The organism is Exiguobacterium sp. PHA03, from assembly GCF_041945985.1.
Taxonomy (GTDB): Bacteria; Bacillota; Bacilli; order Exiguobacteriales; family Exiguobacteriaceae; genus Exiguobacterium_A.
On record NZ_JAUTYQ010000001.1, the window covers coordinates 95,890 to 108,021 of the forward strand.

Genomic DNA, 12,132 nt, shown 5'->3' on the forward strand with positions numbered 1-12,132 from the left:
AAATCAGCGGCATGAGACGAGGCATAATGCTTCTCCTCTTGCCGCTTCTCTTGTCTATCGGACTTCAACCGATGATCGGGGAAGCAGCAAGTTGGGAAAAAGAACGGATGTATTTCATCATGGTTGATCGGTTCGAGAACGGAGACCCGAGTAATGACCGAGAGGCGGATCCTGAGAATCCAAAAGCCTTCCAAGGTGGAGATTTAGCAGGGGTGACGAAACGTCTTGATTACATCAAGAAAAAAGGCTTCACATCAATTTGGTTAACACCAATCTTTAAGAACCGTCCAAATGGGTATCATGGATACTGGACGGATGATTATTACGAGATTGATCCGCATTTTGGAACAAAAGAAGAGTTCAAGCGTCTCGTCAAGGAAGCGCATGACCGAGATATCAAGGTCGTTCTCGATCTTGTCGTCAATCACTTAGGACCGAATCACCCAATGGTCAAAGAAAAACCGGACTGGTTCCATAAAAATCAACCCATCATGAACTGGAATAACTCATCGGAAGTCGAAAATAATTGGTTATTTGATTTACCAGACTTCAATACGGAAAATCCTGAAGTTGTGAATTACTTAATTGATGTTGCGAACTACTGGGTCGATGAAACGGGTATAGACGGTTATCGACTGGATACGGTTCGCCATGTGCCAGCCGCATTTTGGAAAACATTCATTCCTGCAGTAAAGGAAAAGCATCCAAACTTATTCTTACTGGCTGAAGTGTTTGACGGAGATCCGCGAAAAATTGCCTCCTATTCAAAATTAGGCTTTGATTCCGTCACGAATTTCCCGTTTTATTATGGGGTTAAGGACCAGTTTGCCCGCAAAAATGGTTCAGCGGAAGAACTCGATTCAGTTTATAATCGAGATACTACGTTTAATCCGAATGCTAAAGGACTTGCAACTTTCATTGACAATCATGATGTCAAACGTTTCATCACGGAAGCGAAGATTAGTGGCGCAAAAGAAGAGGAGCGTCAACTTCGATTAGCGCTGTTTGCACTCTATGCTGCTCCAGGTATGCCAATCGTCTACCAAGGAACAGAGGTAGCGATGCCAGGCGGTGAGGATCCCGGAAACCGGATGATGATGACATTTGATGAAAACAAGAAGATGCAACAGTACGTAAAAACGTTGAATGAGATGCGCGAGGACTACCCAGCGTTTGCCACAGGGAAGCAACGCTTGATCGCAAAAACGGATCATATGGCGGTCTACTCACGGGAAACCAAACAACAACAAGTCGTTTATGCGATTAATCTTGGGGAGAAAAAAACGAGCTTACGTGTATCTGCGAAGGAAATCGGTAATGATCAGCGTTTGAGAGGTCTTTTATTCTCAGACTTGGTGCGTCAAGATGGTGACGCGTATGAAATCACGCTCGATGCAAGTAGCGCAAATAGCTACGTCATCGAAAAATCACAAGTCAATTGGTGGTCGATCGTCGCAATCGGTGCAATCGCTCCAATTTTAGCGCTCATACTTCTTCTCGTTCACCGTAAACGGATGCAACGTCAAACGAAATAAAATACTTAAGTAGGGGAAATGTGAGGTGAAGGGGATGCAGGTAACAATCAAGGATGTAGCACGGGAGGCAAATGTCGCACCCTCGACGGTGTCACGCGTCATCGCGAACAGTTCGCGTATCAGTCAAAAGACAAAAGAACGGGTACGACAGGCGATGGATGAACTCGGATACTATCCGAACGTTCATGCGCGCAGTCTAGCGAATCGGACGACACAAGCGATTGGTCTCGTCATGCCGAGTGCCGCAACAAAAACGCTTCAAAATCCATTCTTTTCGGAAGTCATTCGAGGGATTAGTACAAAAGCGCATCAAAATGGATATTCGCTTTATATGACGACAGGTGTCTCGGAAGAAGAGGTTTACGAAGGTGTCGTCTCGATGGTTCAGGGTCGCCGCGTCGATGGTGTCGTCGTTCTTTATTCCCGAACGGATGATAAAGTCGTTCAATTTTTGCAAGACTCGAAGTTCCCGTTCGTCGTCGTCGGGAAACCATTCAGTGATTCGTCGCACGTCACGTATGTCGATACGGATAATTATCTGGCAGGTCGAGAGGTAACGAAGTATTTACATCAACTCGGACACGAGTGCATCGCATTCGTAGGTGGCGCACAGGACTTAGCCGTGACGCAAGAGCGTGTCGGCGGATACAAGACGGCTCTCATGGAAGAGGGCATTCCAATTCAAGAGTCTTATATTGTCAGCGCACCATTTATGACGACAGGAGGGGCTGAAGCAGTCAAACGACTAATGTCACTTGAACACCCACCGACCGCTGTCGTTGTCAGTGACGACATGATGGCACTTGGTGTCATGAGTACGCTCAATGAGATGGGCATCAGTGTACCAGATCAAATGGCTGTCGTCAGTTTCAATAACTTGTTCATCGCAGAATTCTCAAGTCCACCGTTGACTTCTGTCGAAATCAATATCTTTGGACTTGGCTTTGAAGCAACGAATTGCTTGATTGAACAAATCAATGAAGATGCGACGCCTTATGGGAAACGCGTCATTGTCCCACACTATCTTGTCGTCCGTCAGTCTTGTGGCGGAAAATCCGAAGCATGAAACGAAAGTCTATGTTTAAACCGACGGGTTTAATCATAGACTTTTTTTGATGCAAGAGACATCTATTCCTAGTAAAAGGAAGCGGTTGCAGAAAAAGAAATTTATTTTCGTGCAAACGATTGCATTGAAGCTTTTTATGTGTACAATAAAGAATGTAGAGTACAGATGAAACGCTTACATGATCAGGCTAGCTGACATGTTTAGCATAAAAGGAGCGACTTGACGATGAAACGACTTTTTGAGGTCAATGAGTGGAAAATTACAGAGCTTGGTTTTCATCCAGAAGATAATCGACTAGCAGAATCGATGACATCGATCGGAAACGGTCATATGGGAATGCGCGGTACATTTGAAGAAGAGTACACAGGTGACACACATCAAGGCATGTATGTCGCAGGTGTTTATTATCCAGATAAGACACGTGTTGGTTGGTGGAAAAATGGTTATCCGGAATACTTCGCGAAAGTACTCAATGCTGTCAATATCATGGGCTTAAAAGTATCCGTTAATGGAAAAGCAGTTGATTTGAACACGTGGGAAGTCGTCGACTTCAAACGCGAACTCGATATGCAACACGGTGTGTTGTCACGGACGATGCTGTTGAAACATGGGGAAGAGGAAATAAAAGTTGAATCCAAACGTTTCTTCTCGATTGTCGATAAAGAAATCGCAGCCTTGCAATATACGGTAACACCTGTCAATTTCGAAGCAGAGATCATCATTGAATCGTATCTCGATGCGGATGTTGAGAATGAAGACTCAAACTATGATGAGAAGTTCTGGCTTCCCGTTGAACACGGAATCGAAGAGCGTTTTGGTTACGTCACGTCGAAGACGAAAAAGCTTGATTGGCATGTGACAGCAGCTATGATCACGGATGTCGAAGGCGCACGTTGTGAAGTCGTTGACGGCAATACGCAGTATGTCGCGAATCGTTTTACGAAACGAGCAGTAGTCGGAGAAGGTGTCACTGTCGAGAAATTCGTTGCGCTCGTAACGAATCGTGACTATGACATCGACGCATTACTGGAACAAGCGATGAAACGGGTTCATACCGCTTTCGAATCCGGATTTGATACATTACTTGCGACACATGAAGCAGCGTGGTTGCATCACTGGGAAGAAGCAGACGTGAAGATTGAAGGAGATGTCGAAGCACAACAAGGGATTCGATTTAATATCTTCCATATGTTCCAGACATACACAGGCGAAGATTCACGTCTTAACATTGGACCGAAAGGATTCACGGGCGAAAAGTATGGCGGTGCGACGTATTGGGATACAGAAGCGTACTGCTTGAACTTCTACCTCGCGACGTCGAAGCCGGAAGTGGCTTGGAACCTACTCAAATATCGGCATAATCAATTACCGCAAGCAAAAGAAAACGCGGATAAGAATGTCGGGATGAAGGGTGCGCTTTATCCAATGGTGACGATGAATGGAGAAGAGTGCCACAACGAGTGGGAAATTACGCATGAGGAGATTCACAGGAACGGCGCGATCGCGCATGCGATTTATAATTACACGAACTACACGGGTGACACGTCGTATCTCGGACAATACGGATTTGAAGTGTTAGTCGAGATTGCTCGTTATTGGGCAAGCCGTGTCAATTATGTGGTGCATAAGGATGTCTACATGATTCTTGGGGTGACGGGACCAAATGAATACGAGAACAACGTGAACAACAACTGGTATACGAATCTGATCGCAGCATGGTGTCTCGAATATACACAGACCGTTCACCGTCATCTAGCACAAGAAGAACCAGAACGTTTGCAAGAACTCATGCATCAATTAGCGTTGACGGATGAGGAACTGGCGAAGTGGGCAGATATCGACGCGAAGATGTATTATCCAAAAGATGAAGCAGCTCCTGGTATCTTCATGCAACAGGATGGCTTCATGGATAAGGAACAAATTTTGGTCGCTGAACTCGATCCCAAACATCTTCCGCTGAACCAGAATTGGTCTTGGGACCGGATCCTTCGCTCTGTATTCATTAAACAGGCAGATGTCCTGCAAGGTCTCTACTTCTTGACGGATCGCTTCAGTCTAGAAGAGAAGAAAGCGAACTTCGATTTCTATGAACCACGTACGGTTCACGAATCATCATTATCTCCATGTATCTACTCGATCATTGCAGCGGAAGTCGGCTATGAGGAAAAGGCAGTTGAATTGTACCAACGTTCGGCACGACTTGATCTCGATAACTACAACAATGATACAGAAGACGGATTACACATCACGTCGATGGTTGGATCTTGGATGTCGATCGTCCATGGATTCGCTGGATTACGGGTAGCGAACGATACGTTGTCCTTTAAGCCGATGTTGCCAAAAGGCTGGACGAGCTATGCGTTCCGGATGCAGTGGCGCGGTCATCATATCCATGTCCATGTTCAGCCAAACGCCGTCGAAATCACTCAGACGGAAGGCGAAGCATTCAGCTTAAACGTTCATGGAACGACTGTAGAAGTTCCGGCAGGAGGAAATATTACGGTGCCAGCTTCGATGACAGTATAAATACGATGAAAAAGAACTGATGCCAAGTCGGTTCTTTTTTTTGTAACACGAATTAGAGGACACCTTTGTCACAAATGAAAACGCCATCATGAAAAAGAACATCAATCTTTGGAAATCTTGACTATCCGACGACATTTGAATGTGCTAAAGTGTTTCAAGATAGTTATGAATGAGAGGAGAACGGCATGTGACAGCAGTAGTAAAGGAAAGTATGTTAAAAGTGATCGTGGCTACGATCGGAGGATTCGTCATTGCCGTTGCCATGAACTGGTTTTTGATTCCAAGTGGTGTTTATTCGACTGGATTTACAGGACTTGCCCAAATCTTGACGCAAGTCCTTCAAAATACAGCGTTTGCGTTTGGTGAAAACGTTTGGTTCTTAGCGCTGAACTTACCTTTGATCGTGCTTGCATGGATCATGTTAGGTCGGAGTTTTACAATCGTCACGTTGATTTCGGTTCTGGCAACGACAATTTTTATTGGTCTTATTCCTCAATATGCTGTCATACCAGGTGATCAGACACTGAATGCAGTGTTTGGAGGGGTCTTGCTTGCGATTGGTACCGGTATCACGATTAAATTCGGTGCTTCAACGGGTGGGTTTGATATCGTCGCCCTCATCTTTGCCCGTTTCTCCGATCGCAGTGTCGGCTTATATCTGTTCGTCTTGAACTTTTTGATCGCATTATTGGCAGGTGCGTTGTTCGGCTGGTCGACTGCCTTATATACGATCGTCTTCATCTACGTGACTTCTAAGGTCGTCGATGAGATTCATACAAGTAACCAACGCTTGACGATTTTTATTGTCACGAATCATGCGGATGACATCACGACGGCTCTGCATCAGCATATCATTCGTGGAATCACGCAGATTCCTTCGATCGGTACGTATTCACGAGCTGAGAAAGCGACGTTGATGATGGTCATTGAGCGTCACGAATTGCGGGATATCGAACGGATTTGTCGGGAAGCGGACGAGACAGTATTCATCAACGTCGTCGCGACGGACTCGGTCGTTGGATACTTCCGAAAAGGATAATGAAAAAGGCACTTGCTCTGCGATATGCAGCAAGTGCCTTTTCGTATCTCTTCATGCGAGTCCTAAGACATGTTTTAAATAGTACGCGATACCATCGTCCTCGTTTCGCTTCGTCGTGCCATTTGCCAGGTGTTTTAAGGCAGGGATGGCGTTTCCCATTGCAACACCATGACCAGCATACTCGATCATTTCCAAATCATTTTCCTCATCACCAAACGCGACGATCTGTCGGGAATCAATCCCGAGATGATGCGCGATGTGAGCAAGACCGATCGCCTTACTTGTACCTTTTCGCATCACTTCGACCATGAATTCAGGTTTTACCCATTGACGATTAAGTACTGTCTCAGCATGGACACCGGATAGTTCGGAACGAATCTCATCGACATGTTCTCCTTTAGCATGAATCAAAAGTGACGTTGGTTCGTGAAGAAGTACTTTTCGTAAATCTCCTGTTGTGACAGACAAGGCATGATCGGTATAAAATTCGTAGATACCGACTGGATCATATTGAAAATAGACATGATCCGTGACTTCACAAACGATATTTTGTGTCTTTGTTTCAGCGACGGATTCCAAAATATGTTGGACGGTCTTGAGTGGAATTGGATGGTGCTGGACTTCAAAATGAACATTCTGCGGGTGATGGACGAGACCACCGTTAAAATTAACGATCGGTGTCGTTAATCCAAGCTGTTCGTAATATTTTCGAGCGTGACGGAACGGTCGTCCTGTCGCAATGACGACTTCGTGACCGTTTGCACGTGCACGTTGAAGCGCAGCGATGTTCGCCACACTGATCGTTTTATCATCCTTTAAAAGGGTGCCGTCGAGATCGACAGCAATTAAGTGACGAGTCATGATGAAATCCTCCGCTTTCTTTTCGTTAGTTCTACTGTAGCATACGAAGTGACAGTCGCCTGTATGAATTGATGAAGTTTTTCAAGGAAAAGAAAGCGTTTGAAAAAAACGGAGAAAGGCTGTTGCTTAGATTAAAAAATGGTATACTACAAATCGTAGGACAACACTATAGTACGTTATGGAAACGGAGGGGAAATCATGCGTTTTCTCGTTACATTCTTTTGGTCATTCTTACTCGTGAACACAGCCGTGTTCATCGTATCAGCGGTTGATGCAGTATCGTATAGCTTTGGATTCGCGACAGCGATGTCTGTCGTCACTTCACTTGTCGTCTTCGCACTCGATGCCGTCAATGAAGATTTAGGTCTTGGTCAAGGGACTAAGGCAGAATAAGGAAAAGCGAGATATCGTCACTTGGACGATAGGCTCGCTTTTTGTCTTAAGGAGGAATGAGCGATGATCGTTATCGAACAGGTCATGTGGCAACAGATGCCGCAAAATATCTACATAGCAGGAAATCAGATCATCGGAATCGGTTCCTATACCATAGATGAAGCACTGATTACACACCGGATTGATGGTCGCGGCAAACGGCTAGTTCCTGGTTTCATCGATGGACACTTACATCCAATTGGTGGAGGAGGGGAAGGCGGATTTGCGACACGAACGGCTCCGTTGACTGTTCGTGACATATTCGAAGGCGGTGTCACGACAGTCGTCGGATTGCTCGGAACAGATGGCTGGACGCGAACCGGAATTGATCTACTGGCACACATACGAGGATATGCCGCATCCGGTATTCGTCCCTTTCTCTTGAGCGGAAGTTACATGGTGCCACCCGTCTTCCTGACACATTCGACAGGGCATGATATCGTCCTCATCAATGAAGTGATTGGCATCGGAGAGATTGCCATCAATGATCACCGATCGACACAGCCGACTGCCCATGAACTCGCGCGGTTAGCATCAGAGGCTCGAATCGCCGGCATGGTCAAAGGCGTGTCGGGAACGATGAACGTCCACATCGGAGACGGGAAACAAGGGCTTGATTTATTACATGAAGTGATTGAAACGACTGATATTCCAATAGGGCAATTTCTCCCGACGCATATCAATCGGAGTGAACGGATTTTTGAGGCGGGACTCGCTTGGGCGAAACAGGGCGGACGAATCGATTTCACGACGTGTACGACAGAAAGCTTCGTTGATGAAGGAGAGATTCCGGCAGGGCAGGCTGTTGCCCGTGCTCTAGCAGCGGGAATCCCACCCGAGCAGATCACGATGTCGAGCGACGCTGGTGCAAGTCTTCCGGCGTTTGATGATGCAGGTCGATTAGTGCGAATCGATACAGGAAAACCATCTTCCTTGATGCAAGCCGTGCGCGATGCAGTAGAGCATGGTGTTGCTTTTGATCATGCAATTTCGACGATCACGCGACATGTCGCGGATGCATATGGCGTTTCGGGTGGGCAGGTAGCGACCGGAGAACGTGCTGATCTGTTACTGATTGATGACGCTTTGCAAATCGATACGATTCTTGCGAATGGTCATGCTATAATGATTCAGAAAAAATGGCTTATACCAGAATGACGGAGGGATAGACGTGTCAAAGAAGTCGAAACGAAAAAACACGAAAAAACCGCAATCCAAAGCGAACTGGATTACAGCGGGAGTCATTGCCTTGATCGTATTGGTTGGGGGATTACTGCTCGTCTTCACGGATCGTGATGATTCCGCATCGAAGAATGGCAATCTAACAGCTACACAAGTCTCGGATAAAGTAAAATCCGGTGACGAATTCTATACGTATTTCTATCAAACGGGATGCGTGCACTGCGAAAAAGTAAAACCATATCTTGTTCCGCTTGGTGAAAAACAAGACATTCCGTTCGAACAAATCGATCTTGCTTTCGAACAGTCAGCTTGGGACACGTTTGGCATCGAGGGTACACCGACGGTCGTTCATTTTAAGGACGGTAAGGAAGTCGGACGGGTAGCTGGTGAACAAACAGAAGACAGCTATAAAGAGTTCTTTGCTGGAAAAGAAGTAAAGGATTCAAAAGAAGAATCGTCCGGTGATCTCAATGATTAAAAAATGGTTCTACTCTCGCGTGTTCGAGTTAAATGGACACCCGCTTGTTGCCAAACAGCTGAAACGGTTTGCGATGAGCCGGGTCAGTCGTCCGTTCATCGGTCCGTTCGTTCGGGCATATGATTTGAATATGGCAGAAGCGACTCGGAATTTAGAAGCGTATTCGAGTTTACATGACGTTTTCATTCGTCATGTCAAACCGGAAATGCGACCAATTGATCAATCAGAAGGCGCATTCGTCAGTCCGTGTGACGGTATGTTGTCTGTCGTTGACGACTTGACGGCTGATAGCCGCTTTACCGTCAAAGGACAATCGTATACGGTATCAGAGTTACTCGGTTCCCATCACGAGGCGCAACAATATGTCGGGGGACGTGTGATGATCTTTTACTTGAGTCCGCAAAACTACCACCGTGTCCATGTACCGATGGACGGAACGATCCGGACCAGTTATACGCTCGGTCGGGATTCGGCACCGGTGAATGAGATCGGTCTCACACATGCGCTTCGTCCATTGACACGGAACTATCGTCGCGTGACACGTATCGTCCAAGGAAAACATGCACTTGAACATGTCATGGTCGGTGCACTCAACGTCAACTCAATCGTTCGGACAAACGAAGCAAAGGAACTTCGTCGAGGAGATGAGTTCGGATACTTTTCTTTCGGTTCAACGGTCGTCCTGATCTGTCCGAAAGATGCATTGACATTAGATACACAAGCGATTGGACCAGTTTTAATGGGGCAACGCCTCGGACAATGGCATTCATGAGAGCGAGGCGCCCGTTCAGGGCGTCTCCTTACGTTTAGGAGGAATGAATCATGCCGGCAATGGCATTAGCAGAAATCGGAAGTACACAGGTCCAGACATATATCGCACTTATCATTTTTTTAGTGACCTATGGCTTCATCATCAGTGAAAAAGTAAGCCGGGCGATCGTCGCTCTACTCGGAGCGCTCGCGATGGTCATCGTCGGCATTGTGGATCTCGAGACTGCATTATTTGAATACATCGAGTGGGGAACAATCGTCTTATTAATTGGGATGATGATTCTCGTTACGATTGCCAATCAATCTGGATTGTTTGAATATATTGCGATTCGTGCAGCGAAGACAACAAAAGGCGACCCAATCAAAGTGTTGATTCTATTATCCGCATTGACGGCACTTGGATCTGCCTTTTTGGATAACGTCACGACAGTCTTATTGATTGTCCCAATCACTTTCTCGATTACAAAGATACTTAAAATCGCGCCGTTTCCGTTCTTGCTCGCCGAAGTATTATTTGCGAACATCGGTGGGACGGCGACCTTGATTGGCGATCCACCGAACATCATGATCGGTGCCGCGAATCCACACTTAACGTTCAATGCCTTTTTGCTGAATCTTGCACCGATCATCCTGATCATTACGGTCGTGACGATCGGCATTCTGTACTTCGTCTTCCGGAAGCAACTGCATGTCGAGGCAGAAGATCGACAAAAATTGATGGAAATCGATGAAAAGAGTTATATTGTCAGTCGAAAACTCGTCACGCGGAGTAGTGTCGTACTCGTTAGTACGATTGCACTCTTCGTATTGCATCCGATGCTTGATCGAATCGGACTCCATCTCGAAGCACCAGCGATCGCAATTCTTGGAGCGACCGTCCTGATGTTGCTAACGATTGAAAACGATCATCAGCTAGAAGGAATCTTTGCACGTGTTGAATGGACGACGATTTTTTTCTTCGCCGGACTATTTGTACTTGTTGGTGGAATTCAGGAAGCCGGTATCATTCGATATCTTGCGGAGAAGACGATTGATTTGACAGGCGGTGACATTCAGACGACAGCAACTGCTGTTCTTTGGTTGTCCGGTATCGCGAGTGCGACGATTGACAACATTCCGTTTGTCGCGACAATGATCCCGCTCATCAATGATGTCGCTGCTGGGATCGGACTTACACCAGCAGATGCGAAAGTGGATGTTTTATGGTGGTCCCTCGCACTCGGTGCATGTCTCGGTGGTAACGGGACATTGATCGGTGCATCGGCAAACGTCATTGTCGCGGGTCTTGCGACACGACAAGGTGAAAAATTCACCTATATGCGCTTTTTGATTTACGGAGCACCGATCACGATTGTGACGTTGATCCTATCCCAACTCTATTTGTGGATTCGGTATTATTAAGAAAACGGGAGGTTCGCCTCCCGTTTTCTTTTGTGCGTCGCTCTTGCTACCTGATTGTGCTATAATCGAACGATAAGAGCATAACTGTTTCTTAAACTTAACTATAGAGCTAGACCATTATCTGGAGGTTTTATTCTTGTTCAAACGACTTTATCCGAAACATTTCGTGGCTTCGATCTACGATATCGACCTTGAAATGCTCAAACGAAACGGTGTCAAAGCTATTTTGACCGATCTTGATAATACGCTCGTCGCATGGAATATCGCAGATGCTCCAGACGAATTGGTTGCTTGGCTGGATATGGTGAATAATCAATATGGTTTTGACGTCATCATCGTATCGAACAATAACGGAGACCGCGTTAAGAAGTTCGCGGATCCACTCGGACTGCATTATATTGCGCCTGCTCGAAAACCGCTTCCTATCGGGTTTAAACGGGCATTGACGGAATTCGGCTATCACGCGAAAGAAGTCGTCTTCTTAGGAGACCAACTCTTCACGGATGTACTCGGTGCAAACTCCGTTGGAATCGAAGTCATCCACGTTCAACCCGTCGTTAAGACGGACGGTGTCGTCACGAAATTCAATCGCCTGATGGAACGTGTCATTTTCCACCGGATGAAACGCAAAGGAATCTATAAATTGACACAACGCGTCAAGGAAGATCCTTCTGCACTGAAGCATCCGATCGAAACACTTCGTCAGGATAAGCAACAATAACCCTGTCAGATCGGTAGATGAAAGGGAAGGCAGTAGTCGCAACATGTACGGCGAGAGGTCGGAAGTTACGCTCTTGGAGTAGCGAGCAGGGCGCTACGGTGAAAAGAGAAGGGAAATCAT

Annotated in this window: 11 protein-coding genes; 10 read left to right on the forward strand and 1 reads right to left on the reverse strand. The window is 46.2% G+C overall.

The window, feature by feature from the left end; genetic code table 11:
- The first annotated feature begins 11 nt into the window (after positions 1 to 11).
- From Q7C19_RS00515 to Q7C19_RS00530, 4 genes are all read left to right on the forward strand, one after another.
- The gene (locus Q7C19_RS00515) at positions 12 to 1,535 is read left to right on the forward strand and encodes an alpha-amylase family glycosyl hydrolase (RefSeq protein ID WP_375091409.1); all 1,524 of its coding nucleotides are present in this window, start codon (positions 12 to 14) and stop codon (positions 1,533 to 1,535) included.
- 34 nt (positions 1,536 to 1,569) lie between these two features.
- Complete coding sequence (locus Q7C19_RS00520; protein ID WP_056061891.1) at positions 1,570 to 2,601, forward strand: LacI family DNA-binding transcriptional regulator; 1,032 nt, start codon at positions 1,570 to 1,572, stop codon at positions 2,599 to 2,601.
- 225 nt (positions 2,602 to 2,826) lie between these two features.
- Positions 2,827 to 5,127 (forward strand): glycoside hydrolase family 65 protein, encoded by a 2,301-nt coding sequence (locus Q7C19_RS00525; protein ID WP_375091410.1) that lies wholly within the window; start codon positions 2,827 to 2,829, stop codon positions 5,125 to 5,127.
- A gap of 187 nt (positions 5,128 to 5,314) precedes the next feature.
- A complete protein-coding gene (locus Q7C19_RS00530; protein WP_035409321.1) occupies positions 5,315 to 6,166 on the forward strand; it encodes a YitT family protein in 852 nt (283 codons plus the stop codon).
- A gap of 51 nt (positions 6,167 to 6,217) precedes the next feature.
- Here the strand turns inward: Q7C19_RS00530 and Q7C19_RS00535 are convergent, their stop codons facing one another.
- Complete coding sequence (locus Q7C19_RS00535) at positions 6,218 to 7,027, reverse strand: Cof-type HAD-IIB family hydrolase (protein WP_056060040.1); 810 nt, start codon at positions 7,025 to 7,027, stop codon at positions 6,218 to 6,220.
- Between the two features lie 198 nt (positions 7,028 to 7,225).
- Between Q7C19_RS00535 and Q7C19_RS00540 the strand changes: the two genes are divergently transcribed.
- The 6 genes from Q7C19_RS00540 (at position 7,226) to Q7C19_RS00565 (ending at position 12,012) form a co-directional block, all read left to right on the forward strand.
- The gene (locus Q7C19_RS00540) at positions 7,226 to 7,420 is read left to right on the forward strand and encodes a YjzD family protein (RefSeq protein ID WP_035409317.1); all 195 of its coding nucleotides are present in this window, start codon (positions 7,226 to 7,228) and stop codon (positions 7,418 to 7,420) included.
- 63 nt (positions 7,421 to 7,483) lie between these two features.
- On the forward strand, positions 7,484 to 8,617 hold the full coding sequence (gene iadA / locus Q7C19_RS00545; protein WP_375091411.1) for a beta-aspartyl-peptidase: 1,134 nt from the start codon (positions 7,484 to 7,486) through the stop codon (positions 8,615 to 8,617).
- A 13-nt stretch (positions 8,618 to 8,630) separates the two neighbouring features.
- Positions 8,631 to 9,119, forward strand: a complete 489-nt coding sequence (locus Q7C19_RS00550) for a thioredoxin family protein (RefSeq protein WP_035409313.1) — start codon at positions 8,631 to 8,633, stop codon at positions 9,117 to 9,119.
- Positions 9,112 to 9,891 (forward strand): phosphatidylserine decarboxylase, encoded by a 780-nt coding sequence (locus Q7C19_RS00555; protein WP_290753160.1) that lies wholly within the window; start codon positions 9,112 to 9,114, stop codon positions 9,889 to 9,891. The genes Q7C19_RS00550 and Q7C19_RS00555 overlap by 8 nt, the downstream gene beginning before the upstream one ends.
- Positions 9,892 to 9,950: 59 nt before the next feature.
- Complete coding sequence (locus Q7C19_RS00560; protein ID WP_035409769.1) at positions 9,951 to 11,291, forward strand: ArsB/NhaD family transporter; 1,341 nt, start codon at positions 9,951 to 9,953, stop codon at positions 11,289 to 11,291.
- A 136-nt stretch (positions 11,292 to 11,427) separates the two neighbouring features.
- The gene (locus tag Q7C19_RS00565) at positions 11,428 to 12,012 is read left to right on the forward strand and encodes a YqeG family HAD IIIA-type phosphatase (RefSeq protein WP_035409311.1); all 585 of its coding nucleotides are present in this window, start codon (positions 11,428 to 11,430) and stop codon (positions 12,010 to 12,012) included.
- The last annotated feature ends 120 nt before the right edge of the window (positions 12,013 to 12,132 follow it).